The 26200-nt window shown below is 44.9% G+C and carries 23 protein-coding genes and 1 pseudogene; 4 read left to right on the top strand and 20 right to left on the bottom strand.

The window, feature by feature from the left end; all coding sequences use genetic code 11:
• Nucleotides 1-420 precede the first annotated feature (420 nt).
• Complete coding sequence (locus tag AC6I1H_RS06335; RefSeq protein WP_497740117.1) at nucleotides 421-957, top strand: nucleotidyltransferase domain-containing protein; 537 nt, start codon at nucleotides 421-423, stop codon at nucleotides 955-957.
• Entirely contained in the window at nucleotides 954-1367 is a 414-nt protein-coding gene (locus AC6I1H_RS06340) for a HEPN domain-containing protein (protein ID WP_497740118.1), read from the top strand. The genes AC6I1H_RS06335 and AC6I1H_RS06340 overlap by 4 nt, the downstream gene beginning before the upstream one ends.
• Before the next feature lie 178 nt (nucleotides 1368-1545).
• On the opposite strand, the gene AC6I1H_RS06345 is transcribed toward AC6I1H_RS06340, so the two are convergent.
• From AC6I1H_RS06345 to AC6I1H_RS06410, 14 genes are all read right to left on the bottom strand, one after another.
• On the bottom strand, nucleotides 1546-3582 hold the full coding sequence (locus AC6I1H_RS06345) for a methyl-accepting chemotaxis protein (RefSeq protein ID WP_497740119.1): 2037 nt from the start codon (nucleotides 3580-3582) through the stop codon (nucleotides 1546-1548).
• A gap of 422 nt (nucleotides 3583-4004) precedes the next feature.
• A complete protein-coding gene (locus AC6I1H_RS06350; RefSeq protein ID WP_497740120.1) occupies nucleotides 4005-5681 on the bottom strand; it encodes a ribulokinase in 1677 nt (558 codons plus the stop codon).
• A 30-nt stretch (nucleotides 5682-5711) separates the two neighbouring features.
• Nucleotides 5712-6413, bottom strand: a complete 702-nt coding sequence (gene araD, locus AC6I1H_RS06355; protein WP_497740121.1) for an L-ribulose-5-phosphate 4-epimerase — start codon at nucleotides 6411-6413, stop codon at nucleotides 5712-5714.
• A 57-nt stretch (nucleotides 6414-6470) separates the two neighbouring features.
• Nucleotides 6471-7952 carry an L-fucose/L-arabinose isomerase family protein gene (locus AC6I1H_RS06360; RefSeq protein WP_497740122.1) on the bottom strand — a complete coding sequence of 494 codons (1482 nt, stop codon included), beginning with the start codon at nucleotides 7950-7952 and terminating at the stop codon, nucleotides 6471-6473.
• A 204-nt stretch (nucleotides 7953-8156) separates the two neighbouring features.
• Entirely contained in the window at nucleotides 8157-9110 is a 954-nt protein-coding gene (locus AC6I1H_RS06365) for an ABC transporter permease (RefSeq protein ID WP_497740123.1), read from the bottom strand.
• Entirely contained in the window at nucleotides 9103-10611 is a 1509-nt protein-coding gene (locus AC6I1H_RS06370) for a sugar ABC transporter ATP-binding protein (RefSeq protein WP_497740124.1), read from the bottom strand. Before AC6I1H_RS06370 ends, AC6I1H_RS06365 begins: the two co-directional genes overlap by 8 nt.
• Before the next feature lie 75 nt (nucleotides 10612-10686).
• Nucleotides 10687-11745: a sugar ABC transporter substrate-binding protein gene (locus AC6I1H_RS06375; protein ID WP_497740125.1), complete on the bottom strand. Its 1059-nt coding sequence runs from the start codon at nucleotides 11743-11745 to the stop codon at nucleotides 10687-10689.
• Nucleotides 11746-11954: 209 nt separating this feature from the next.
• Complete coding sequence (locus tag AC6I1H_RS06380) at nucleotides 11955-13004, bottom strand: substrate-binding domain-containing protein (protein ID WP_497740126.1); 1050 nt, start codon at nucleotides 13002-13004, stop codon at nucleotides 11955-11957.
• 65 nt (nucleotides 13005-13069) lie between these two features.
• On the bottom strand, nucleotides 13070-14080 hold the full coding sequence (locus tag AC6I1H_RS06385; protein WP_497740127.1) for an ABC transporter permease: 1011 nt from the start codon (nucleotides 14078-14080) through the stop codon (nucleotides 13070-13072).
• A gap of 42 nt (nucleotides 14081-14122) precedes the next feature.
• Nucleotides 14123-15622, bottom strand: coding sequence for a sugar ABC transporter ATP-binding protein (locus AC6I1H_RS06390; RefSeq protein ID WP_497740128.1), 1500 nt, complete (start codon nucleotides 15620-15622; stop codon nucleotides 14123-14125).
• Between the two features lie 60 nt (nucleotides 15623-15682).
• Nucleotides 15683-16771 (bottom strand): M24 family metallopeptidase, encoded by a 1089-nt coding sequence (locus AC6I1H_RS06395; protein ID WP_497740129.1) that lies wholly within the window; start codon nucleotides 16769-16771, stop codon nucleotides 15683-15685.
• A gap of 263 nt (nucleotides 16772-17034) precedes the next feature.
• The gene (locus AC6I1H_RS06400; protein ID WP_497740130.1) at nucleotides 17035-18111 is read right to left on the bottom strand and encodes a GntR family transcriptional regulator; all 1077 of its coding nucleotides are present in this window, start codon (nucleotides 18109-18111) and stop codon (nucleotides 17035-17037) included.
• Nucleotides 18112-18289: 178 nt separating this feature from the next.
• Nucleotides 18290-18778, bottom strand: a complete 489-nt coding sequence (locus tag AC6I1H_RS06405) for a prolyl-tRNA synthetase associated domain-containing protein (protein ID WP_497740724.1) — start codon at nucleotides 18776-18778, stop codon at nucleotides 18290-18292.
• A gap of 152 nt (nucleotides 18779-18930) precedes the next feature.
• Complete coding sequence (locus tag AC6I1H_RS06410; RefSeq protein ID WP_497740131.1) at nucleotides 18931-19944, bottom strand: ornithine cyclodeaminase family protein; 1014 nt, start codon at nucleotides 19942-19944, stop codon at nucleotides 18931-18933.
• 232 nt (nucleotides 19945-20176) lie between these two features.
• Between AC6I1H_RS06410 and AC6I1H_RS06415 the strand changes: the two genes are divergently transcribed.
• Together AC6I1H_RS06415 and AC6I1H_RS06420 are read left to right on the top strand one after the other, a co-directional pair.
• Nucleotides 20177-20467, top strand: a complete 291-nt coding sequence (locus AC6I1H_RS06415) for a YlcI/YnfO family protein (protein ID WP_497740132.1) — start codon at nucleotides 20177-20179, stop codon at nucleotides 20465-20467.
• Nucleotides 20468-20473: 6 nt separating this feature from the next.
• Entirely contained in the window at nucleotides 20474-20866 is a 393-nt protein-coding gene (locus tag AC6I1H_RS06420; RefSeq protein WP_497740133.1) for a type II toxin-antitoxin system VapC family toxin, read from the top strand.
• Nucleotides 20867-20874: 8 nt separating this feature from the next.
• On the opposite strand, the gene AC6I1H_RS06425 is transcribed toward AC6I1H_RS06420, so the two are convergent.
• From AC6I1H_RS06425 to AC6I1H_RS06450, 6 genes and pseudogenes are all read right to left on the bottom strand, one after another.
• Nucleotides 20875-21882 (bottom strand): proline racemase family protein, encoded by a 1008-nt coding sequence (locus AC6I1H_RS06425; RefSeq protein WP_497740134.1) that lies wholly within the window; start codon nucleotides 21880-21882, stop codon nucleotides 20875-20877.
• 91 nt (nucleotides 21883-21973) lie between these two features.
• Nucleotides 21974-22676: pseudogene (locus AC6I1H_RS06430) on the bottom strand (response regulator).
• The gene (locus AC6I1H_RS06435; RefSeq protein WP_497740135.1) at nucleotides 22618-23817 is read right to left on the bottom strand and encodes a sensor histidine kinase; all 1200 of its coding nucleotides are present in this window, start codon (nucleotides 23815-23817) and stop codon (nucleotides 22618-22620) included. The pseudogene AC6I1H_RS06430 and the gene AC6I1H_RS06435 overlap by 59 nt, the downstream one beginning before the upstream one ends.
• Nucleotides 23818-23941: 124 nt before the next feature.
• A complete protein-coding gene (locus AC6I1H_RS06440) occupies nucleotides 23942-24892 on the bottom strand; it encodes a HAMP domain-containing protein (protein WP_497740136.1) in 951 nt (316 codons plus the stop codon).
• 4 nt (nucleotides 24893-24896) lie between these two features.
• Nucleotides 24897-25247 carry a DUF192 domain-containing protein gene (locus tag AC6I1H_RS06445; RefSeq protein ID WP_497740137.1) on the bottom strand — a complete coding sequence of 117 codons (351 nt, stop codon included), beginning with the start codon at nucleotides 25245-25247 and terminating at the stop codon, nucleotides 24897-24899.
• Between the two features lie 13 nt (nucleotides 25248-25260).
• Nucleotides 25261-26184 (bottom strand): type II secretion system F family protein, encoded by a 924-nt coding sequence (locus AC6I1H_RS06450; protein ID WP_497740138.1) that lies wholly within the window; start codon nucleotides 26182-26184, stop codon nucleotides 25261-25263.
• Nucleotides 26185-26200: the final 16 nt, after the last annotated feature.

Raw genomic sequence — 26200 nt, forward strand, 5'->3', positions numbered from 1 at the left:
CTTTTCATTAATATTCTTTTTAATATTATTAATTCTAGATATTTTTAATAAATCCTGCTTTTTTAAAACAACTGGCGATAATAATCTGTCCTTTTTATTTTTTGTCAGGATTTACTCATATATTCATAAAAACAGTCTTACAAAAGTTTTTTTCAAATAACCATACCGGTTCTTCAACCAATTCGGCCATCTCTCCCAGGCCGCTGCTAAGGATAATGCCGACATGAGGTTTTTCTCTATCTTTTTTGAAAATAAAGGCAAATATTGTATAGGAACTTTCGCAAAGAGGCTTTCAAGATGTAAGCCATCGCTCGGCACTCTTCATAGTGAATCGCGAAATATATTTTAGAAAATCGTTGCCCTATGTTTGATTGATTGATATAATAAAAACGAGATTTTAATATAAATGATGGTGATCACATGATACACAATAAAAATATTGAAGAATGCATTTCCCAACTTAAGACTTTTTCGCAGCTACATCAGCAATATCTTAATTGCGTGCTGACGCGTATACATGATTACTATGGAGATTTGCTCCTGGGTCTGGCAATTTTTGGTTCATATGCACGGCTTGAAAACCGAAAAAATTCCGACCTGGATTTGTTGATAATTTTAAAAAAAGCTCCGGGTTTCAGCAAACGCATTCAGGATTTCATCAACAATGTAGAACTCGAATTTGATTTTTTAGCTCAGAAATTATATGAGGAAGAGAATATACTGTGCGAGCTTTCCCCTTATATTCTATCAAAGGAAGAATCGCTTAACTTTCAACCCATCTATTTTGATCTGGTTGAGCATAATAAAATCTTATATGATCCCGAAGGCATCATATCTCGCATTATCGAATCTACAAAGAGTTTAATAATCCGATGTGGCGCAAAAAAGGTTAGATACGGCAACTTCTGGGAGTGGGGAACAGAAAAAGGTGAATTTTTAGGAGGTACCCAATTATGAAAATTGATTCCTTAACTTTAGCTTATCTGGAAAAAGCAAGGATTAGATTCAAGGCGCTGGGTTTTTACAGCGAAAATTGTTCTTATTCTGACGTAGTCAGAGAAGCCCAAGAAATGGTGGAATTATTATTAAAGGCCGTTCTGAGAGCCATAGGTGTGGAAGTGCCAAAAATACATGACGTTGGCCGCATACTTGAAAAGCATAAGGATTCCCTTCCTGCCATCTTACAACAACGACTTGAAGATATCAAAAAGATATCAAAACGCCTGCGGAAGGAAAGAGAACTTAGTTTTTACGGCGCTGATGATTTTATACCTACTGAAGAATATGGCCCCGAAGATGCTAAAATGGCTATTGAAGATGCGGGATTCGTTCTAAAAACCGTTGAGGAAGCATTTAATAATACCTGAATCCGTGACAAACAACAAAAACACTTATACAAAATAGAAAAATAATATAGTAAAATAGAGAAAGGAAAAGAAAATCCAACTCAAGATAACTCACCCCGGCGGTGCAAATAGAAAAAGCTGCGGAAAACCGCAGCTCAATATTTTACTTTCAGTATTATACTTCAGAATTATATAACACCTATACTTTAAACTTTCCTACCTGTTCTTCGAGCCGTTTTGCCACTTTCAATATTTCCTCGGTTGAAGAGGCTATCTCCTCAGTTGAAGCCGAAAGCTCCTGTGCAGAAGCAGATATCTCCTCAGCTGCCGCAGACGTTTCCTCAGCCACAGAGCTTATACTCTGGACGCGGTCCACCATCACGTCTTTCGCCTTTACCGTACTGTCCACCTGTCGGTATGTTTCTTCTATCATAGGCATTATTGCGACGGTCGAATCCAGTATATCGTCGAAAGCCTTTACAGTAGTTTCAATTTTGTTTAATTGCCCGACTACCTGTTTGCCGACTTCTTCGGATGTATTTACTGCTTTCTTCGTCTCCGATGCAATTCTCCCCAAAAGCACCTTTATTTTATCTGATGAAGTCCGGGATTGCTCCGCTAGTTTGCGTACTTCTTCAGCCACCACCGCGAAGCCGCGGCCTGCTTCTCCCGCCCGTGCAGCTTCAATGGCGGCATTTAAAGCGAGGAGGTTTGTCTGATCAGTTATATCATTTATTACTTGCAAAATTTCGCCGATCTGATTTACGGAACCATCCAGAACAGCAAGTTTTTGAGCAACTTCATTAAAGGCATTGCGCACGCTTTCAATTGAACCTACGAGCTCATCCAACTCCTTCTTCCCGATATCGGTAAGACCCGCAGTTTTCTCGCTATTTTGGCGGACATTGCCGAGTTCTTTATAGACCTTATCCAGGCTGGATGTAATATTTTCCGTAAGCCTCAAGATGTCCTGCAGGTGCCCCGCCTGGTCGGAAGCGCCGGAAGCCACCTCCTGTATGGCCTGCGCCACTTCCTGGGAAGAAGACGCAATTTCTTCAGAAGTGCTGTTCAAGATTTCGGAACTGCTGGCTAGCTGCGCGGCGTCTTTTTTCAAATCCGAAAGTAGCGGCCTTATATTCGCCTGAAGCTGTGCAAGCGCGGCGGCAAGCTTCCCGGTCTCATCCTTCATGCGCATAAATTTTTCCGGCACTGTTACAGTAAAATCTCCGGCGGCCACATGCCCCAGAAATGCTACAGCCATTGCCAGAGGGGTTGTTATACTGGTAGAAAATGCATATGTCAGCGCAAGGGCTAATAGTATGATAATCGTAGAAGCAATCAGAGCCCAGCGTTTCAGGCTTGCAGTTTTTTCCATCACTTCGCTCTCCAGTGCTACCACAGCCAGCGACCAGCCGGTGCTTTTAAGCGGCGCATATGCGATTATGTACTTCTGGCCCTGGAGCTCATATGTTTCAACTTTTTCAGTCCCCTGAATCATATTTCTAACCGCAGAAGCAAAAGAGGCCAGAGAAGCATCGGTTTTTGCCTTTTCAGTGACATTTTCCTGCTCCAGCACTTTGGCCGAATCTTTATGTGCAATTATTTTGCCCCGGTCATCCACTGCGAATGCATAACCACTACGGCCATAAGTTATATTGCCCACCAGATCGCTGATTTTTTCGGCATTCACCAGCCCTATCATCACGCCGGTTATATCTTTGTTGACTTTGTTGCGCAAAGGAGAAGCCACTGCAAAAATTACCGAGCTGTCGAGTCTGCTGACAATGGTGCTCGATATATTCGTTTTGCCTTCTATTGCTACTTTAAAATATTCTCTATCGGAAACATTAGCCTTGCTGCCATCCGAAAAGACGGCATTTCCGCTTTTATCGGCTATGCCAAACTGTTTAAAGCCTATGTTCTGCGCCCATTTCAGTTCATCGTTAAGAATCGAAAGTGTTTGTTCCAGGGAGCCTTCCGACGATTCCGAAACGCTCTGAATGGAACTCATGTTGCTGATGGCATCCATCACATATACCCGCGCATTTATACGGCTTTCCACGGTATCGGCAGCCTGCTTGGCTGCCCTGAGCATCGCCTCCCTCGCTTCGCTTTCCAGAGCGACAGACGCTCTCCGCTCCGTCACAAAAGTAAGAGCAAGGCAGCCAATAAGAACTACCAGACCAAAGGCCACGGTCATTTTTAATCTCAAACTTTTAAAAACCCTTCCCATCATAACGCCCGGTTACCCACCTCCTTCAATACTGGATAACCATACCTCCTTTTCTTTCTTTTTTCAATATCTTATATTAATATCACGAAAAAAGCCTGTTAAATCTGAAAAAAGCTTCTTTGCAGTGATATTTAATTTATTCTACCAAAATTGACAAGTTTCGACAAGATGTATTTTTAAAAAATTACAAGCATGTCCTTTATTTGAAATATTCTTTATTTTCTGTTTTGTATCCGCAACTGTGAAGGAGTTCCGATCCCGAGCTGAAAAGCCGAAATACAGAAAGCCGGAAGATATCATTATGAATAAATCCCTTGAGGAAGGCATTGCAAGAATGAGACAAAAAAGCAAAGCCGGCAGTGGTATTACCACGCCGGCGCTTATGATTATGGAGGTGGATAGTTCGATGCATCATGAGTTTCTGCTCACAAATTGCGCAGCATATCTTCAACAGACTTTCCAGTTTCTACATATGTTTTATAAAGGGAGTCATATTTCTCAGCATTGGCCGGGTCCGGCATAAACACCTTTGAATAATTGCAACCCATCTTTTGCTGGGCTTTTCCCACGGATTCATACAAACCCGCCGCCACCGCCCCGAACATGGCAGCTCCCAGTGCACAGGCCTGTTCGGAAGCCGCAACTTTTATAGGCATATTAAGCACGTCTGCGGTCACCTGCATCACAAAGTCGTTTTTCTTAGCTATGCCGCCCAGAGCAATTACCTGTTCTATTTTTATTCCTTCTTCCATAAATCTTTCGTTTATGGCTCTCGCCCCGAAGGCGGTAGCCTCCACCAGGGCCCGGAATATTTTTGGAGCTGTAGTGCCAAGGGTAATGCCCAAAACAGCACCCTTCAGCATCTGGTCGGCGTAAGGAGTGCGGCGACCGTTCAACCAGTCCAGAGCCAGCAGTCCCGTATCCTCCAGCGACATTCTGGCCGCTTCTTCGGTCAAGCGGGGTATCATAAGATTTCTTATTTCGCGGCACAGATTTTCTAAAGCAGCACTATCGATAATTGAAGTGCCCGTCAGAATCGCTTCTACAGGCCAGCAGAGGAGTTCCCTAAACCAGGCGTACACATCTCCAAAAGCCGATTGACCGGCTTCAAGTCCAATCATGCCTGGTATCACTGAGCCGTCCACCTGGCCGCAAATTCCTCCTATCAGTTTGTCGTTTATCACTTCTTTTTCCGCCACCATAATGTCACAGGTAGATGTCCCCATAATTTTCACCAAAGCTCCAGGGATTATTCCGCCACCTACAGCCCCCATGTGGGCGTCAAAAGCTCCGACAGCCACCGAGATACCCTCTTTAAGCCCAAGGCGCTCCGCCCATTGACGGATAAGACCCCCTGCTTCCACATCCGAAGTATAGGTATCTGTATAGAGACGTCCACGCAACCCCGCTAGGAGCGGATCGATTTTTATCAGAAACTCTTCCGGAGGCAGGCCTCCCCATTCCTTATGCCACATTGCCTTGTGCCCCGCGGCACACCGGCTTCTTTTAATAAATGATGGATGCTCAGTCCCGGTAAGCAGAGCCGGTATCCAGTCGCAGAGTTCAACCCATGAAAATACTTCTTTTTTCACATCTGTATCGTGGCGCAATACATGGAGAATCTTTGCCCAGAACCATTCGGAAGAATACACGCCGCCTTCATATTTTGTATAGTCCGTGCCTCCCCATGTTTTTGCCGCCTGGTTTATTTCCTGCGCTTCCGCCACGGCGGTGTGGTCTTTCCATAAAATGAACATGGCGTTGGGGTTATCCGCAAATTCGCTGCGAAGGGCCAACGGATGTCCATTTCTGTCGACGGCCACAGGCGTAGAGCCGGTGGTATCAACTCCGATGCCCACCACATGCTGTATGGCTTCCGGCGGAAGTTTTGACAGTGCCCCCTTTATTGATGCCTCCAGGCCTTCTATATAATCCAGCGGATGATGGCGGAATTGATTTTTTCCCGGGTCGCAGTATCTGCCTTCAGCCCAGCGCCTGTAAACGGCCGTGTCGCAGGCCAGTTCTTCGCCCGTATCCGCATCCACAACCAGTGCCCTGACAGAATCAGTACCGAAATCGACTCCTATCACCAGATGATTCATGAAAATCCCTCCTTTTTCACTTCCTTTGCATCATCTATTTTGCTCCTTCTGACCGTAATATGCATTTGCCCCGTGTTTTCTTAAAAAATGTCTGTCTAGCAATGCATTATTTATGGCTTTGATTTCAGGCTTTAACAAATAAGTATGGAAGGCCATTCTGGCCACTTCTTCCATAATGGCTGCATTGTGTACGGCATCCATAGGATCTTTCCCCCAGGCAAAGGGGCCGTGATTGTTCACCAGAACCCCCGGCATCTGAGAGGGGTCCTTTCCCTGAAAAGTTTCCACTATAACATCTCCCGTGTGTTTTTCATATTCTGTCTCTATCTCCTCTGCCGTCATTGTGCGTGTGCAGGGAATTTCTCCATAAAAATAATCCGCGTGGGTGGTGCCCAGGACCGGAATCCCATGGCCGGCCTGGGCCCATCCTGTAGCCCAGGGAGAGTGTGTGTGCACTATTCCTCCAATGCTGTGAAATTTTCTATACAAAACAAGATGGGTGGGAGTATCTGAAGACGGTCTCCACCTCCCTTCTATGATGTTTCCATCCAGATCGACGACCACCAGGTCTTCTATCTGCAGCCTGTCGTAGGGCACTCCGCTCGGTTTTATGACCACCAGTCCATCTTTTCTATCTATACCGCTCGCATTTCCCCATGTAAAAATTACCAGGCCCAATTTGGGTAGCTCGAGATTGGCCTCGAGCACCCGCTTTTTTAGATCTTCCAACATATTTCATCGCTCCAGTAGAAATGTTTTAATTAAACTGCCCCTAAAATACAGTGCATATCATCCAAAAGGATTTTCGTCTTTATAAAGCATCGAAGCGGGTAAATTAAACCTCACGTCCTCTATTCCCAGCATCTTCATCGAAGCAAATAAGATTTTCCCCGCATGCTTAAATGCTACTGCCGTGTGATGCGGGAAGTGCTCAGCTATCAAGACGTGCCTGTAGAACCGGGCCATTTCTCTGACGGCAAAGACCCCGATGCATCCGAAAGACCTGGGGTCTACGTCGAGGACTTCACCTTCAGCTACATAGCTTTTCAACCTGCAGTCGGCGGTGCTCTGCAGCCTGAACAGAGTGATGTCACCCGGTCTTATGGTGCCTTCCAGAGTGCCTCTGGTGATATCTGGTTCTTTTTCGGGCTCCAGCAGCCGGTGCATTATCAGCTGGTATTTCATGGAGCAAGTCTTCATGCAGGCTCCGGTGGTATTGCCGCAGTGAAATCCCATGAACAGGTCGCTCAATTTGTAGTCACCAATTCTGTCTTTGCTTTCTTCATACATGTCTTTCGGCACCGTGTTGTTAATGTCCAAAAGCGTAGACGGAAATTCTGTGGCGCACGTGATTATATACTCGCTCAACGCCCCGTATATGTCCGTTTCACAAGCAATGGGTATTCCCTTTGCGGCAAATCTTGAATTCACATAACAGGGGACAAATCCGAACTGCGTCTGAAACGCCGGCCAGCACTTGTTGGCAAACACGGCATAACGGCTGGCTCCGATATGTTTTTCCATCCAGGCCCAAAGAGTCAACTCATATTGAGCAAGCTTCGGCAAAATTCCCGGGTATTGATTGCCGTTGGAAAGTTCCTGTTCCATTTCCCTGACAACTTCGGGGATTCTCGGATCATCTTTGTGATTGTTGAAGCTCTCAAATAAATCCAGTTCGGAGTTCTCCATAATCTCAATCCCAAGGTCGTACAGGGGTTTGATTGGGGCGTTGCAGGCCAGAAAATCCTGGGGTCTGGGCCCGAAACTGATGATCTTTAGGTGCTTCAGCCCCAGAATTACCCGGGCAATATTCTCAAAATCGCGAATCATTTCGGCAACCTCATCGGCTGTCCCCACAGGGTACTCGGGAATATACGGCCTCAAGTTCCTGAGTCCAATATTGTAGGAGGCGCTGAGCATGCCGCAGAAGGCGTCTCCCCTTCCATTGACAAGGTTTTGAGCCGTCTCCTCGGCAGCGGCCGCAAACATGCACGGCCCGTCGAACTTCTGGGCCAGCATGGTCTCCGGCCCCTCGGGCCCGAAATTCCCCAGGTATACTATAAGGGCGTTAATGCCGGCTTCTTCAAGTTCTTTCAGCGCTTTCAGCACATCCTTTTCACTTTCGACGATAGTCTTAATCTCGGTAACTAAAATGCCTTTTTCGCTGCATGCCTTTACTACCGCTTCCCGTCTCTTTTCACTGAGTGAAATCGGAAAACAATCCCTACTTACAGCCACAATGCCAGGTTTTACTTCAGGTATGTTTTGCATATGAATCCTCCTGAAAACAATTTTTTAAAGTAAATGGAACACAATATTGAATAAAATTAGAGTTTCAATAATCTATAAAAACCGTATAACTGAATTTAAATATAAATTCAAATTGCTTTTATTCTCATCAAGCAGATTTATGAGATGTTCTAGTTTTTTATCAAGACCCTATTTTTAACCTCAGAATTACAAGAACAGCTCAATCTATTTCTCGCTCTGTCTCGTTTTTCTGATTACATCTATAGCGACTGCTATGATTATTATCGCACCTTTGACCATCCTCTGTGGGCCCTGCGGTACAGTGAGAAGGTTAAGGCCGTTGTTCACCACGCCAATAATCAGCGCTCCGATAAAAGTGCCGAGAAGTTTGCCTTCACCTCCCATCATACTGGTTCCGCCGATTACAACAGCCGCAATGGCGTCAAGCTCATACCCATCCGCCGCCACAGGGACCGCCGAATCAAGTTTGGCGGTGAGTAAAACTGAAGATATCGCACAGCAAAGCCCAGATATGGTATAAACGATCATTTTATAAAGTTTTACATTTATGCCGGATAAAATGCTTGCAGTTTCGTTCCCGCCAATTGCATATGTATATCTTCCTAACTTTGTGTATTTTAAAACATACCCGGCAATCAAAAATACAAGAATCATTATAATAGCCGGGATAGGAACAATGCCAATTTTCCCACTTATTTCCAGAAAAGGTTTCGGCAGGGTGTATATGGGCTGCCCTCCAGAAATGGTAAATGCTGCGCCCCTGGCAAGGGACATCATGCCAAGGGTAGCTATAAACGGCGGCAATTTAATCTGTGCTACATTAAAACCGTTTATCATGCCCAGTAGGCAGCCGCACAAAAGACCAATAATGATTGACAGCCAAACACTTACTCCTTCATTTTTCATCAAGCCTGCCATAACAAGGCCTGTGAGTGCCACCAGAGAACCCACTGATAGATCTATACCCCCGAGGATTATCACAAATGTCATGCCTACTGCGATTATTGAAATAATAGAAATTTGTTGGAGTATATTTAGCAAGTTTGTTACTGTCAGAAAGGTGGGTGAAAGAATCGCCATAATCACACACAGCACTATAAGCGCTGCTATAATTCCTATATCGCTCATGGTTCCACGAGAAAATCCGGCCTTAAGCAATATATTTTCCTCCTCCCGTTGCAAAGTACAGTATCTTTTCCTGTGTGGCGTCTTCCCTCTTCAGTTCAGCTGTTATTTCCCCCCGGCACATAACCATGATCCTGTCACACATGCCCAAAATTTCAGGCAGTTCCGAAGATATGAGAATGATGGCAGCACCGTTTTTTACAAGATCGTTCATGAGATGATATACCTCTATTTTTGCACCCACATCAATTCCCCGGGTAGGTTCATCAAATATAAATATCCTGGATTTTGACAGTAGCCATTTTGCCAAAACAACTTTTTGCTGGTTTCCCCCGCTCAAACTCGCCACTTTCTGCTCATGGCCAGGTGTTTTAATGTTCAACTTCTTAATATACTCTTTAATGACAGATACTTCTTTTTTAAGATTTATATGTTGACCCTGAGAAATGTTATCCAGGGAAGCCAGTGTTATGTTTGATCCCACGCTCAGGGTTAAAACAAGGCCGTGTCCTTTCCTGTCTTCAGGCACTAAACCGATACCGCACTTTATTGCATCCCACGGCTTTCTTATGTTTACCTTTTTGCCATTCACATATATATCTCCCCCGGCTATTCTGTCAAATCCAAATATCGCCCTGGCAAGCTCCGTTCTCCCCGCTCCCACGAGGCCTGCTATGCCGAGTATCTCACCTTCTCTCACAGAGAAGCTTATATTCTTCAACACATCTCCTCTTCTGAGATTGGCAACTCTCATTATCTCTTTGCCTATATCCAGATGTATCTTCGGGAACTTTTCCTTTAATTCTCTGCCCACCATAAGTTTTATTAATTCATCCATCTTTATATCTTTTATATCCAATGTAGCTATCGTTTTACCATCTCTCATCACCGTCACTCTATCTCCGATTTCGGAAAATTCCTCCAGCCTGTGAGATATGTAAATAATCGATACTCCTTTCTGCTTAACCCTCCGTATTATATCAAACAAATTTTCTATCTCTTGTCTGGTGAGAGCTGCCGTAGGTTCATCCATTATAATAATATCCGAATTTAACGAAAGAGCTTTTGCCACCTCCACCATCTGCTGTTTCGCAATGCCCAGGCTTTTAACAATTGCCCTTGCATCAATATCCACATGAAGATTATTTAATATCTCCTGCGCTGAATCAAATAGCCTTTTCCAGTCTATTTGGCCGGTTATTTTTTCTGATATAGGCTCGCGACCTAAAAAGATATTTTCGGCCACAGTAAGATAAGGAATAAGATTCAACTCCTGGTATATAATGCTGATACCCAGTTCCTGAGCATGTTTTGGCGAAAGTGTTTCGATTTTTTCTCCCTTGAAATATATCTCGCCTGAATCTTTTGTATACGCCCCGGCCAATATTTTCATAAGTGTGGATTTGCCCGCTCCATTCTCTCCTACCAGAATGTGTACCTCTCCTTTTTTCACCTCAAGCTGTGCTTCATCTAGCGCCAGAACTCCGGGAAATTTTTTTGTAATGTTTTTCATCTGCAATATTATTTCATCCATTTTTATCATCCCCTGCAAGTTATAAAACCGCAAAAGTCCTACAGAGGGGAATGCCCTCTGTAGGATAAAGATTTATTATTTAAGGAACTGGTCAACATTCGATTTATCGGCAATGATCGAATCGGTCACTATCATCTTATCCACCGTTTCACCTTTTAAAATCTTATCCAGAGCTTCAATTGCTTTCGCACCGATCACGTCAGGATAAACATATAGCGTTGCTGTCAGTTCACCATTTTTGATAGCCTCCAGTGCATTTGGATTGCCATCTATGCCGATAGTTAGAATATCACTTCTTCCCGCCGCCTTACATGCCTGAGCCGCACCAAGAGCCATCTCATCGGAAAGGCCGTAAAACACCTCGATATCGGGATGAGCCTGCAGCATATTGGTAGCCGCATTCATCGACTTTTCCCTCTCCCAATCGCCCGGCTGGGAAGCTACCACCTGGATTCCGGAATAATTTTTAATCTGATCTTCAAATCCGCCCTTTCTCTCGGTTGTATGGTATCCGGGCAGACCTTCTATTATAGCCACCTTTGCTTTGCCGTTTTTGACCTTATTTACATAATCAGCAACCTTTCTTCCACCTGCCCTCTGATCATACCCGACATAAGCTTTCACTTCGCAGTTTTGTAGTTCAGTGAGCGAATTAAATACCACCACGGGTATATTGGCTTCATTCGCTTTTCTTACTGCTGCTGCAATGGCATCGGCGTTTATGGCACAGAGGGCAATACCCTTCACTTTTCTTGTAACAAGATCTTCGACGATTTTTACCTGGCCTGCAAAATCGCTCTCCCTTTCGGGCGAGAGCACCGTAAACTTATAGCCCAGCTTTTCCGCTGCCGGCTTTGCACCGCTTATGGTGCCCGCATAAAACGGACTTACCATTCCCGGCGGAACAAAGGCCAACTCTCCTCCGCTTCCACCGCTTTCGCCAGCCTCTGACTGACCGGAAGATGAACCTGTTTCGCTTTGTTTTGGAGAGCCACAAGCTGCCAGGGAAAATACAACAAATAGGGCCAACAACAACAACACCATTATTTTCTTTAATCCTTTATTTTTCATTCTAACCCTCCATTCCGCCGCTACCGCTGGCGGCACAAATAGTAATGAAAAGTTATTTTTCAAGCTAAAACCCCTCCCTTTCATTTTCTAATTAAATACAAAATATAACCAACTACTACTTTTTTAATAACCAGCATCACCTCTTTTATCGGGCTGGACACAGCAAATTCCCCGTATCAGACGCACTCAAACATATGGTGTTTAAACCGGATGGGATCGTCCGGGCGAACCGACCCCATATATTAAAAAATTTGTTTTGCCGATAGATTTTTCTATTTGCTGTAGTAAAAATCGGCATTTTCCTTGGTAACCACCGTTACACCGGTATCGACCGATGGAGGCAGCGGCAGGACATTGGCGGTTTTCCAGTCGCCTTCAATGGGTTTAAGGAGGTCATGTTTCAAGTGATAGAGGTACATCATGCCCCAGTATCCCATATGCCATGTCCCCTGAGCCAGGGTAGCATCTATGACTCCCGCCTTTACGTTATCCAGGGTGCCTTTGTCTGTGTCAAAGCTAACTATGTGCACCTGCCCGACTTTATTGGCCTCCTTTACTGCAGTGGCCGCACCGACCCCGGTAGAAGCTTCCGTGCAAAACACTCCCACAAGATTCGGGAAAGTTTGCATGATGGCGCTCATGGCTTGGGCGGTAGCCACCTGATCCGATTTGCCGTCCTGCACCGATGCCAGTTTCACATTGGGGAATTCTTTAGCCAGGGTATCTTTAAACCCTGCCGCCCTCTCTTCGTGATTTAACTGCCCGGGAATGGTAATTAACGCTACCTCCCCCTTTTCTCCTACCAGTTTTGCCAAGTATCTTGCTGCGGTAACCCCCGCCTGATAGTTGGATGTGGCAAGAAAAGAATATCTTTTGGAAGTGGGGGCGTCGGCGTCAAAAGTAACTACCGGGATTCCCTGTTCAATGGCTTTATTGATGGGCGCCACCAGAGCGTTTGGATTTATACATGTAACCAGGATACCGTCCGGCTTTTGTGCAATTACCTGTTCTAGTACTGTCACTTCCTGATTGATATCATATTCGTTGGCCCCGGTATACTGAGCTGAAACACCTAAATTTTTCGCTGCAGCCTCCATACCTTTAAAGGCGCCTTTCCAGTACTCTATTCCGGATATGAAAGTTACCATAACGTATTTTTCATCTTTCGACCCTGCCAGAGGACTGACGGATGTTTCAGATGCAGCGTTTTGCTGACCGGTGGCTGAAGCCTGTTGATTAGAATTTGTGGTATTGCCTCCGCAGCCTACCAGGCTTATGGCCATGGCAAAGATTATTAAAAAAACCAGTGTTTTCTTAAACATTTTTCTGCTCCCCCTTTTGTGATTTTTTCTTTAAGTTTAAACTTAAGGAATTGCCCGGAAATTCCTTAAGAGGAACGACGGCGATGGGCCAGCATATCGATAGTAACGGCACCGATCAGCACGATACCTGTTACGAGGCTTTGCCAATATACAGATACGTTCAAGAGAATCAAGGCGTCATTCACCAGCGCCACCAGCATTACTCCCAGTAAAGCTCCCAAAACGGTCCCTTCTCCGCCGGATAGACTTGCTCCCCCAATGACGGCGCCGGCAATTGCTCTCATTTCCGCTCCAGTGCCTGCCGTCGGAGTCGCAACACCAAAGCGCGACAGAGTTAATATTCCTGCAAGGCCGGAAAGCAAGGCACTAAGGGTGAAGACTCCAACTTTTATCAAATCGACATTTATGCCCGACAGACGGGCGGCTTTTTCATTAGAACCGACATAATAAATCTCGCGAAATATGGCGGAACGCCGCATTAAAAAGTCGAAAAGAATTACTATAAAGATAAGTATTAGGATGAGATTTGGAATCCCCAGTATACTGCCCTGACCGATAAAGTCAAAGGCCGGCGAAATAACCCCTAGACTTAAGGGGGACCCTTTTGTAAGGACATAGGCCATGCCTCTAGCAATGGACATCATGCCCAGAGTTGTTATGAAGGGACTTAACCCGACTCTGGTTACAAAACACCCATTTATGATTCCTATCAATACTGAGGCCATTACAGTTACAAACACCGACAACCAGATGTTGAGGCCCGCATTGACTGCAAGAATGCCGGCCAGTACGCTGGCGAAGGCCTGAACAGACCCCACTGAAAGATCTATTCCACCCATTACCAAAACCGCGGTCATGGCCACAGCGATAATTCCGTCCATCGACAGACCTATAAGGGTTGTGAGGATGTTGGACTTTGTCAAGAAGCCGGGAGTCAGAAAGGTCATAATAATAGCCGTCACGATTATAATTGCGGCAAGAGATGCTTCGCGAATGGCAAACATGCTTCTTAACAAATTAAAACCTGCATTTTTACCGCTAATTGTCACCGTATTATCCACATTTGTCTTTTCCATGACACCAGGTACCTCCAAATAAAGAGTATTTGAAACTCGCATTCAGGACGCCCTGCCGGAGGCATACCTCATAATGCTCTCCTCGGTGGCGTTTACCGAGGTCAACTGGGCTACCAGTTTTCCTTCATGCATTACCAGGATACGATTGCATATACCTAAAATTTCGGGGAGTTCCGAAGAAATAACCACCACACCGTAACCATCGTTTGCCATACGGCGCAGAATATGGTGTATTTCCGATTTGGCTCCTACGTCGATGCCTCTTGTGGGTTCATCCAGGATAAGCACTTTGGGTTTAACGGCCAACCATTTTGCCAGAAGCACTTTCTGCTGATTGCCTCCACTTAAACTGTTTACGGATTGATAAAGGTTTCTATACTTCACATTAAGTTTCTCTACCATTTCTCTGGTGTAAACGATCTGGCTCTTTCTATCGACAAGTCCGAAGCGGCTTACTGCTTTCAAATTTGCGGCGACAAGATTTTCGCAAAGGTTCATAGGTAGAAATAAACCCAGAAGCTTACGATCTTCCGGAACATACACAAGCCCGCTATCTATGGATGAACGGATATTATTAAGAGGAATGGTTTTCCCGAACATGGTCACATTTCCATCGTCCACAGGATCTATTCCGCAAAGTCCTCTCGCCATTTCCGTCCGCCCGGCACCCATAAGGCCGAATATTCCCAGTATTTCACCCCGGTAAAGCTCAAAGGATATTTTTGAATAAACGCCCTTCCGGGTCAAATTGTCAACTTTGAGTATTACTTCCTCTGATGGATTGCCCTTATCCGGGTAAATATTGTCTAACTCTCTGCCAACCATATAAGAAACCACATCATCCGGTGTTACCTCGCTCGTAAGCCGTGTAGTAACACGCCGGCCGTCCCGAAGGACGGTTACCCTCTGGCTGATTTGAAATATTTCCTTTAATCTATGACTTATGTATAGTATTGCTATTCCGTTGTTTTTCAATTCTTCGAGTATTTTAAATAGATTCCGGGATTCGCTTTCGGTAAGAGCCGAAGTTGGTTCGTCCAAAATAAGAATCTTGCAGTTAAGAGTTATGGCTTTTGCTATTTCAACTATTTGTTGCTGGGATACATTTAGATCTTTAACAAAGGTCCTTGGTTTTATATGGGTGTGAAAGCGGCCGAGAATTGCCTTTGTCTCATTCTCCATCTTTTTAAAATTGATCCTACCCCCGCTCAACCTGGGTAATCGACCTATAAAAATGTTTTCCGCCACGTTCAAATGGGGGCAAAGGCTTAATTCCTGATGCACAATGCTTATACCGTATTTTTGAGCATCTTTTGGATTATTTATATGTATTCTCTCTCCATTCAAATATATTTCACCTTTGTCAGGCATGAGAGAACCCGACAGGATGTTCATTAAAGTGGATTTTCCCGCACCATTTTCTCCGCAGATGGCATGGATTTCACCCGGAAAAATATCCAGCGACACATCCTGCAAAGCTTTTGTGCCGGGAAATTGTTTGTCGATGCCTCTGACTGTCATAAGAGGTTTTTCGGTTTGCATATGACGTGACCCTCCACAATTACCTGAAAATGACTTTAAACTAACTTATTACATTCCCAATTAAATAGTTAATATCTCGGCCAGGGGAATCCGGTAACCATTTTTTTCAAAAACTTTAACCGGCCAGTTTTTATCTAGAGTTATCAGTTCTGGTCCTTTTGAAGAAGTTATGATAGTATCCTCGGATTTCACATTTTCAAGAAATGGATTCCAGGCAAAGCCCTGATTTTCCAGCACTATTTCTTTACAGTCTGGATCGGCCAGATACTCTCTTGTATCGTAGCCTATGGCGCCACCCTGATGATGTTTTTCCCATTCGCCAGGATATCCGGCGTCTTCGTAAGCCCTGCAAACCCGATTGAAAATATCTTTTATGCACGTGCCCGGCACAGTGGAGCCAATGAGCTCTGCTTCAATAGAACTTACCAGGTTATGGCGCTTTCTTAAGTCTTCGGGCAAAGCTCCGAAGTGCACCATCCTTGTTAAAGCCACCGTTAAGCCCCAGCGGCGTGCGCAAACTATTACCATTGCCGTTTTTTTGATTTTATTTTCCGTGGGCAACGGGTGACGGAATTTCTTAATCCTATTATCAAAGGCCACCAAAACTACCGGAACCGAAATGCCTGCCTCTGCCATTTTATTTTTAAGCTCATATGCAACTTTTATCTCGGTATCATCAGGCCGGATTTGTCTTGCTACCTGACCCGCTATTTCCGCAGCCTGTATACCAAGTTCACGCATTCTGCGTCTTTCCTCCGGTAACAGTTCATACCGGAGGACTTTCACTTCCCGGCACATTTCCCTGCATCCGGAAAGGGCTGTATCGCTACCTGCCTTTTTATCCTTTAAAAGATTTTGCAGGACTGAAATCCTGTCGCCCCGCCATGGATAAACCACCGGCTCATAACCCTGATCGCCCAGAACTTCATCAAGCAATCGGTCCATCTCATTATTGGGGGCCACCACATAAGCTTTGTCCTGATTAATAACAAGATCTGCAGCACCTGTCTGCACAGACTCGTCCACACTGCTTTCTCCCCCATCGGTCAACCATGCAAAGCTCGAACGAAGCGAAAACACAAAAGCATCAAGTCCTTTTTCCTCTAAAAATCTCCTTACTTTTTGTTGTTTTATAACCCAATCCGGCAAGCCGCACCACTCCTTACATGTTAAACTAATTGTCCGTACAACTTTAATAATATATATTCGCCAAATCTTTTGAAATTCCTGCTTAATAAATCATAGTAATAAAAAAATTTTTTCAGACAAACGTTTAAAATTACAAACAAAGAAAAAAAGAGGCATCAAGCCTCATGATATAGTTATACGGAACCTTCTCAGGGTCTCTCAAAAAATCGGTTGATAACTTATGTCAAATGGTTTCTATAAAATGATGCTCCTGAAATACACCGTTATATACTTCTGCATGATGAGCGTACAACAAGTTCCGGTGTATAAACAAGCTTCGGTTTTTCTACCCTTCGTTCCACCATATCAATGATAAACCTTGCTGCCTGACGTCCCATTTCAGCTTTGGGGTGCTTTATCGAGGTGAGTTTTACTTCCGATGCAGTAGCCAGATTAGAATCGTCATACCCCACGACAGAAATATCTTCGGGCACTTTCAGGCCTTTGTCCCGAATGGCTTGCAATACTTGCATAGCGATCTGGTCATTATAGCAGACTATCGCCGTTGGGCGTGGAGTTTTATTTAAAACACTGCATGTGAACTGATAAGGATATGAAAAAAGCTGTTCCGTTTCATAGTTTCCCAACATAAGCGATTCGGACTTAAGGCCGTACTCATCCATAGCCGCCATGAAACCCGCCTGTCGTTTTACTCCCTGCAGGTCGTCGGATTTAAAAATGCCCGCGATCTCCCGGTGCCCTATCTGCAGCAAATACTTTGTTGCAAGATAACCCCCCTTCTCGTCATCCATAATGATATATGCAGGGTCCAGTTCCGGGTACAGCGCATGTAACATCAAATAGGGCACTTGTCTTTTTTCCAGTTCGACAAAGTAATCTGAATTGACATTTTCCCTGGCGCTTTTTGTGGGCTCTACAATTAATCCCGATATGTCTTTCTCAATCAGGCTCTTCATGCACTGCGCTTCTTTTTCTTTATTGTTGTTGGTATTCATCAGAATCAGAGTATATCCCGCAGCGCTTAAGACTTCTTCTATTCCTTTGATTATATTTGGAAATATATAATCTGAAATATAAGTTGTAAGTACCGCAATACTTCCTTTTTTTCTTTCTCTGAATGCACAAAAAGTTCCCCTGCCCTGCTCTCGATATATCCATCCCTCGTTTTCCAGATCTCCCAGAGCCTGACGAACAGTATGACGGCTGAGATTAAACTGACTTGCCAGGGCATTTTCTGATGGAAGCTGTTCTCCAAACGTTATTTTCCCATTGAGCATCAATTCTTTTAAATACTCTTTTAACTGGTGGTATTTAGGCATCGAGTCGTTTTGTTCAAACATTTCATATTTCCTCCGGTTGTTTAGCTTGTGCGTACATGTATTTTTATTATACATCAATTAAGTTTTTTATTCAAGGAACAGATAATTTTTTTATCTTTACATCATATTATGCTTCCATGGCTTCGATGCAGAGTCAGGGAAAACAAAAAAATCGACAATCAGGCTTTCATCATCTGTACTAAATCTGGACATACACCACGTTATTCTTGCACCAGGCCAAATATTTCTCAAAATCCCTGTAGGAAATTGTCAATGTCGCGGTGTTTATGTTGGGGTGAAAGCTGACTTCGCCCATACTTTCCAGATCTTTGTCGATCACGACTCTCACTTCCTTTTGGCTATCGTTGATTAAGCCAAATGGGGAAACCGATCCGGGCTTTAGCCCCAGATATTTTTCCAGCCTCTTCTCCGAGGCAAAGCTAAGCTTGCCGCTGCCTATCTGTTCCGCAAGTTTTGCCAGGTCTGCCCTTTTGGAATTTTCCAGGATGATTAGGTAATGCCTGTCCCCTTTCTGGTTGCGCACAAAAAGGTTCTTACATACCGATTTGGGCATGTTCCCTAGCTTTTCGAATTCTTCTATTGTGAACACGGGAATGTGCTCGATTCTGGTGTATGGAATGTTCAATTTTTCAAGGACATCTAATACCCTTTTTTCTTCTGGGGTTATCATATTTACCTCCATTATTCTTTCATACTTTGCGATTTCGTTTTCCTGCGGCAGATGCTGCCATTTCTCCGGCAAAGTTCAAGCTTCACTTTATCAATGCTCTGCGGTAAGTCACAACAAATGCCGCTTTATTTGAAAAATGCCGGCAATCGTTAAACCCATTTTGGGTTGTCCCACAAATGAAGCACGTTGCCGATTCCAAGGTCTTTAGCCCTTTTGTAAATATAATCCGCCACCATTATGTCAAGGCAGCCCATTCCCCGGGATTTAAAGAAAATAAATTCGTCGCCTTCTCTACCGGGTGATTTTTTACTTATTATATTGTACAGCGGGGTCACATCTTCGTCGCGCAGTTTGCCGCTTTTTATTAGAGGCTGAAATACGGAAAAGGGATCATGTTTTATGGGTTCCCAATCATCCACTACTATCCTGTCGGCACCCGCCGGAATTTCTTCATGGGCTTCAAAGGAACCCACCTGTAAAAATAACCTTGCTCTGTTCACCCATTCTTTTTTTACAAAAGGCTTCTGGCTTGTGGTCATGGTTACAACTATGTCGGCATCTTTTACGGCTTCCTCGACGCTACCCATAATTTCTACGTTTACTTTTCCCTTAAATTCTTCCGCAAGTTCATGCGTTTTTTTCGCATTCAGGTCAAATAATTTAACCTTTTCCAGTTGAGTTAAAACCCTGCTCAACGCCCAGATGGTGGTCCTGCCGATTATTCCGGCGCCTATGCATCCTGCGGTTTTCGCATCGGGTTTCGCAAGATATTTTGCAGCAACGGCGGTAGATGCCCCCGTCCTCATAGCGGTAATCAGCGTTCCGTCCATTATTGCCACCGGCAGCACAGTATCCGGATCGCTCAGAACAACCATATCTATGCCCATCGGCAAAAGTCCCGTCTTTTGATTCAATGTGGACTCCGCCGCCCATTTTATCCCGGCTCTGTTGATATCGCCGCCTATGTATACCGGCATGGACATGAACCTGCTCTTCCAGACTCCTTCATCGGAATCAAGGCTTATCATTGTCTTGGGCGGATTCTTAATCTCTCCTTCGGCATACATGAAATAAGCCTTCTCTACCATTTTCAATACTCCATCCATATCCATAAGGCCTGCATTCAATACATCTTCCTGCTTCAAAAATAAAATATCCGGCACCAATTTAACACTCCTTTTGGTTAAATAATAAATTGCTCTGGATGTAATTTCCTGTATAATTGTGTCAAAAATTAACAATAGAATGGCTTCTCAGATAGTCTCTATTTTATATTCTTTTTACATTTTAACGTATATTCCTTTTAAGTTCAACCCTCCGAATGCGTAAAAAATGTTGATATATATACAATAATGTATTACAATATATATATATAACTGGAGGTGTTGATGAAATATGTATGTAAATCGGGATGATAAAAAGACTAAATTGATCTCGATACGATTCCCCCTGGCCCTGCTTAAAAAGATAGATGCTCTAGTGGAAAATGGTTGCAGGAGCGATTTTATCATTTCGGCTACTGAAAATGAGCTAAAGCGTATAAACGCAAAGATGGCACTGGAAAAATCTTTCGGAACATGGAGCGACGAAAACCACCCCGACCTAAAGGACTCCGATGCGATTGCCAAATGGGTGGCGGAAAACAGAACCGCTTATGATTATTTGCGGAATACCAAAGGAGAATAATTAATTATGCTGTATAAAAACTATCTTCTTGACACCACCGCTATTATTGAAGTACTGCGGGGAAATAAGAGCATCAAAAAACTCATTGAACGCTGGCTTGACGAAGGTAACAATATATATTATTCGATACTATCAGTTTATGAAGTATATAGCGGTATGCGGGAAGGGGAAGAGAAAGGCGTCAAGGCTTTCTTTGAAGGTTTTTCATGTTACAATTTAACTCCGCCCATTGCAGAACAAGCCGGTAAATGGACTATATTCTACAGGAAAAAAGGCATTACCATTAGCGGTTTTGATGCTCTAATAGGCGCTACGGCACACCTGAATAAATGCATACTTGTCACTGCTAATGTAAAACATTTTCCAATGCTGAAAGAAAATCAGATTTATAAACACTGAACTTTCCCTTATCTCAAAGAAAATCCATATTTCAGCGGGTCTTCCTCATCTATCATGTAGTGGTTCACGCCGGTGATAAAGGCCCTTCCGGTAATTTCCGGAATTACCGCATCAAAATCGCCCACTCTGGTTTTCCCCACCAGGCGGCCGGTAAAGAGAGTGCCCAGGATGCTCTCGTGAACAAAATCCTGATGCAGGCCCAGCTCGCCCTTGAAATAAAGATCCGCCATCTTGGCGCATGTGCCCGTGCCGCAGGGTGAACGGTCTACGGATTTTTTGCCAAAGACCACCACATTTCTGGCATGAGCGTCGGGATGGGAAGGCGCATCGGAAATCTCGGCCAAATCTATGGTCTTTATGTGGGGTTTTTCCGGATGGTAAACCTCAACTTTTTTATTGGCTTCGTCCCGGACTTTCAAGCCTATATCTATCAACTCATGAATATTTTCTTTAGCGACTTTTATCCCCAGATCCCTGGCCTTTACAATGGCAAAAAAGCTGCCCCCGAAAGCAATATCGGCTTTAATTTTTCCGTAAGGATGTATCTCCAGTTCAATCCCTTCTTTAAACAAAAAAGAAGGTACATTTTGAAAGGTGACGCCTTTAGCCTTTCCATTTTCCACTCTGACCCGGGCTTTTACCAGCCCTGCCGGAGCTTCCAGCACCACATGAGTTTCCGGCTCTTTTACTTCCACAAGCCCCATCTCCACAGCCACCGTAGCGGCGCCTATGGTGCCGTGGCCGCACATGTTCAGATAGCCTCCGGTGTCCATGAATATTATGCCGAGATCGGCTTCAGGCATCGTGGGAGAGGTTATAATGGAGCCGAACATGTCGTCATGACCTCTAGGCTCCAGCATGAGAGCCCTGCGCAGGTGGTCCATATGTTCTTCAAGGTAGTGCTTTTTCTCGGGCATGTTTTTACCTGGTATGTGCGGAATGCCTCCAATGACCACCCTGGTGGGTTCCCCCATAGTGTGGGAATCCACTGCTATGATGGAACGGGAAATGTTCATAACAACCGCTTCCCTCCCAATTGTTTTTAAATTGCTGTCATCTAAATATTATCATATGTTTTCTTAATTTGAAATATTTTTTTCTATTATGTCAAGTTTCCACCAGATTGTGCTTGATTGCAAACAGCACGGCCTGGGTGCGGTCGTTGACCCCAAGTTTCTGGAATATGTTGGTCAGGTGGTTCTTTACCGTCTTTTCGGTTATATAGAGATTTTCGGCTATCTCCCTGTTGGAAAGCCCCATGGAGATCTGCTGCAGCACTTCCATTTCTCGCTCTGTCAAGTCAAAATGATGCCGAGATTCTTCTTCCTTTTTTTTTCGAAAGCCGGTTGAGTTCTTTAAAAACCTTTGGGGTGAGTGAAGGAGGAATAAAGGCCTGTCCTTCCGCCACGCACCGGATGGTCTTCACAAGCTCCTGGGGCCTGACATCCTTTAATACGTAACCTGAAATGCCGCTCCTTATAAGCTCAAACAAATACTCTTCCTGGTCGTGAATCGTGAGGGCTATTATACTTATCTCCGGCTTTTCCGCTTTTATTATTTGCGTGGCTTTTATGCCGTTAACATTGGGCATGTTTATATCCATCAGTATGATGTCGACCTCGGTATTCCTCGCAAGCTCTATCACCTGGTCGCCGTCTTCGACTTCCCCCACCACGGCAATATCCGGTTCCAGCGAAAGGATTTTTATTATGCCCTCCCGAAGAAGGGCATGGTCATCGGCAATAATTACTTTAATTTGTTTTTTGCTTTCCTGCAACGCACTCACCTCTCCGAACTCCGGCCAGACCATTTTCCTCATGGGCCGTCGGCACGCTTAAAATCACTTCCGTCCCGTGGCCCGGGGAAGATTTTACTTCAAACTTGCCTTTTAGCAACTGAATTCGCTCTCTCATCCCGATAAGCCCAAAGGCCATGCCGCTTTTTTCGGCCAGCACTTTTTCTACGTCAAAACCGCAGCCGTTGTCCCGAACGACCACATTTATCCTGTTTTTCAAGAATTCGATTTTTATCAACACTTCCGTGGCCCTGGCGTATTTCCTGATATTTGTCATGGATTCCTGGATGACCCGAAAAAGGGCCACCACAAGCGACTGGGAAAGTTCGTATTCCCTGCCCATCAGTATTGTTTCGACGTAGATACCATAGTCCTTCATATATTGTTCAACATAGCGCTTGAGAGCGGGTACAAGGCCCAGATCATCGAGGGCCATGGGACGAAGGTCGAAAATTATTTTCCTTACGTCCTGGAGGCTCCTGCGCACCAGATCCATCAAACCGTACAGTTCCTCCTTCAGCATTGCCGGATTGACTTCCATCAGCTTCAAACAAAACTCTGCCCTCATTACTATATTTGCCAGGCTCTGGGCGGGCCCGTCGTGAATCTCTCTGGCCACCCGCTTGCGCTCTTCTTCCTGAGCCATGATAACAGAAAGGCCCAGTGCCTGAATCTGTTGCATTTCCCCTATCTTATTGCCGATGGACTCAAGATCGTTGCTCAATATCTTTAACACCATTCCAACGTTTGCCATCAATTCTTCCGAACGCTTTATGGTGATTTCTAAATTTTTGAGGTTGCGCTCCAGGTGGTCCCTCTGCAGACGAAGCAATTTTTCTTTCTCGCGCTTGCTCAAAAGCTCTATCTGTTTTTTATTGGCTTCTTCGTAAGCTTCTTTAATCTGTTCTTCGCTGTAATGCTTAAAATCCCGGCTGACTTCCATTAAACGAATCCTCGATTGATTGTAATTTTTTTCCAGGTCGTCAACCTCTTTGATAATACTCGCTATTTCCTTCTTTACCGACTCCAGTTCCTGCTTTGTCTTCTCATATTCCAGCCTTGCGCTCTCTCCCAGCCGGTAGAGTTCCTCTTTGCTCTTTTCCACAATTCTTCGCGTCTTTTGTATTATCCTCTCGAGGTTTTCAATGTTGACCAAAGCCTTTCATCCTTCTAAAACAAATTTTTCATTTATCCGCTCAATTTTACAGTTTGATAAAATCTGAGGGCATTTCTTTAATATTAATTTTAATACAAATTTGCAAACATGCATAGAAAATTTTTTAGTTTTCCGTCTTAAACTGCAGTGCCAATGAGTTGAGCTGTTCGCTTGTACGGGCAATGCGCCTGGCGCACGAGTTAATTTCCTTTATCAATTCCGTCTGCCTGGCGGGATCCATTTTTTCAAAGTCTACTTCGAAAAGTTCCGAATGCCTTGCAACGAGTTTTGAAGTTGAGCACATGTCGCCTACAATGCTTTTTATGGAATTAAACAGAACTCCCAGCTCCCCGCTCATGGCATTAAAAGCCCTGGCCAGCCGTCCCAGTTCATCCCCGGTGGCTACAGGCAGCTTGTACGAAAAATCGCCGATGGCTACCCTCTCCGTTGCCAGCAAAAGCCCTTTTATCGGACGGCCCACAGCCCTGATGATTATCAGGCGCGCCAGCAGGAGACCCGCCAGAGTTGCCAGCACAAAGTTGAAAATAATATTGTAGACCGTTTGCCGCAGGTAACTTTCAACAAAACTGAAATCCGTCAGAATATAAATATGGCCGACGGATTTGCCACCGCTGTCTGAGATGGGCGATGTAAATGCAACGGCGGTCACCTTCCCTTTGCCGTCCTTTATCGGCGTAAGCTTTCTTACGTCTGCCGCTGTTGCCATATCCTTTGCTCTGGCCGAAACTCCCCTCTCAAAGCCGCAGGACGCCACTATATCGCCGTTTTTGTCAAAAACTCCGGCTTCAAGGATTGAACCGTCGGCGTGCAGATCTTTCATCACCTCGCCAAGCACGCCATAATTTCCCGACATCATAGCCTCGGACGCCACCGTATTGACAAGACGCACCATGGCCCACCCCCGCTCTACAACTCCGTTTATGAACACATTGCGTTCTCTCACATATATGGAAAAACCTACAGCCCCCATCAAAAAAGTTATGAGCAGCGTAAAACCAAGACTCAACCGGAAGGTGAGAGAAAAGCCTCCACCCCTGTATGAGCTTTTTGCCATTTTATCATTCCTCCAAAATAAATTCAATCACATCGCCAATTTCCGTGCCTGTGGCCCTGCACACCCTGACGGGCAGTTCCAGCACTTTTGCGGCCCCTCTTACCACCGGGCCAATCCGAAAGGGCGGGATGGATTGTGCCACCCTTAAGATCCGGTTGCCGCGGTCCAGAAAAACCACATCAATTGAGTATCTCATGAACCATGTATGTACGGATGAACATGGCATGATAAGCAGAGCCATACCGGTTTTAAAATTCGTTGTGAAAATTAATCCCGCCAGCCTTCCTGTGAAATTCATGGCGGTCTCAACCTTTTCCGCCAGGACCGTTTTCCTGGTTGAATTAATCGCCTTCAAAATTTTTCTCCCCCTAAAAACCGAAAACCCTCATAATCTGTATTGCCGCCGGTCCCAGTAAGACGATGAACACAGCGGGAAAAATAAACATTACCATGGGTATGAGCATTTTTACAGGGGCCTTCATGGCCGTCTCTTCCACATGCTGACGGCGCCTCTGTCGGGATTCCTTTGACTGCAGGCGCAGCACATTCCCTATGCTCACCCCCAGCTGCTCGGCCATGATGATTGAACCCACAAAATTAGACAGGTCGTCAACGGCAACTCTCTCGGCCATTTCACGCAAAGCTTCTCTCCGTGGCTTTCCCATCCTTATTTCCTGTAAAACCTGATACAGCTCGTCAGCAAGGACTCCTCCGGACTTTTCCACCACCTTTGCCAGTGCGGCGTCAAAACCCAGCCCCGCTTCCACGCACACGGTGATAAGATCCAGCACATCGGGCAGATTTTTTTCCACCTGCCCTTTGCGCTGCCGTATTTTGTAGTTAATTACAACATCCGGCAACATCCACCCGGCAATGCACCCTGCAAAGGCCATTACCGCGGACTGTATCGCCGATTGTCCCAAAAGTTTCCCTAATTCTATTAAAATAAGGGCACCTATTCCCGACAGCACATACTTTACCGCCAGCAGCTCCCGTGGGGAAAGATTCCACGGCCTGCCCGCTTCCAAAAGCCTTTTTTCAAGCGTCTCCGTTCCGGCTGCAGGCATATATCGCGCCAGAGCTCTGGTCATACCGGTCAAAATGGGTTTTATGAATCTCTGAAAAAAAGGAAATGATAATTCCTGCTGTCTGATTGGTATCGAGGCGGCGCCTACCACTTCGGTCACTCTCTTGCTCATTCTTATGCTTTCTCCGAAGACCCATCGGTATAAAAACAGCGTAATTGTGAACGCACTGCCAAAGACTCCTATCAGAACCAAAATTAATGCCATGGTGTAATTGCCCTCC

The sequence above is a fragment of the Biomaibacter sp. TOL genome (assembly GCF_059717795.1).

Coding starts and splice junctions, on each gene's coding strand:
- AC6I1H_RS06345 (WP_497740119.1), bottom strand. CDS start 3,582: ATGATGGGAAGGGTTTTTAAAAGTTTGAGATTAAAAATGACCGTGGCC.
- AC6I1H_RS06440 (WP_497740136.1), bottom strand. CDS start 24,892: ATGGCAAAAAGCTCATACAGGGGTGGAGGCTTTTCTCTCACCTTCCGG.
- AC6I1H_RS06360 (WP_497740122.1), bottom strand. CDS start 7,952: ATGCAAAACATACCTGAAGTAAAACCTGGCATTGTGGCTGTAAGTAGG.
- AC6I1H_RS06380 (WP_497740126.1), bottom strand. CDS start 13,004: ATGTTTAAGAAAACACTGGTTTTTTTAATAATCTTTGCCATGGCCATA.
- AC6I1H_RS06400 (WP_497740130.1), bottom strand. CDS start 18,111: ATGTTTGAACAAAACGACTCGATGCCTAAATACCACCAGTTAAAAGAG.
- AC6I1H_RS06370 (WP_497740124.1), bottom strand. CDS start 10,611: ATGGATGAAATAATATTGCAGATGAAAAACATTACAAAAAAATTTCCC.
- AC6I1H_RS06335 (WP_497740117.1), top strand. CDS start 421: ATGATACACAATAAAAATATTGAAGAATGCATTTCCCAACTTAAGACT.
- AC6I1H_RS06425 (WP_497740134.1), bottom strand. CDS start 21,882: ATGAACATTTCCCGTTCCATCATAGCAGTGGATTCCCACACTATGGGG.
- AC6I1H_RS06350 (WP_497740120.1), bottom strand. CDS start 5,681: ATGAATCATCTGGTGATAGGAGTCGATTTCGGTACTGATTCTGTCAGG.
- AC6I1H_RS06415 (WP_497740132.1), top strand. CDS start 20,177: ATGTATGTAAATCGGGATGATAAAAAGACTAAATTGATCTCGATACGA.
- AC6I1H_RS06420 (WP_497740133.1), top strand. CDS start 20,474: ATGCTGTATAAAAACTATCTTCTTGACACCACCGCTATTATTGAAGTA.
- AC6I1H_RS06340 (WP_497740118.1), top strand. CDS start 954: ATGAAAATTGATTCCTTAACTTTAGCTTATCTGGAAAAAGCAAGGATT.
- AC6I1H_RS06390 (WP_497740128.1), bottom strand. CDS start 15,622: ATGCAAACCGAAAAACCTCTTATGACAGTCAGAGGCATCGACAAACAA.
- araD (WP_497740121.1), bottom strand. CDS start 6,413: ATGTTGGAAGATCTAAAAAAGCGGGTGCTCGAGGCCAATCTCGAGCTA.
- AC6I1H_RS06385 (WP_497740127.1), bottom strand. CDS start 14,080: ATGGAAAAGACAAATGTGGATAATACGGTGACAATTAGCGGTAAAAAT.
- AC6I1H_RS06450 (WP_497740138.1), bottom strand. CDS start 26,184: ATGGCATTAATTTTGGTTCTGATAGGAGTCTTTGGCAGTGCGTTCACA.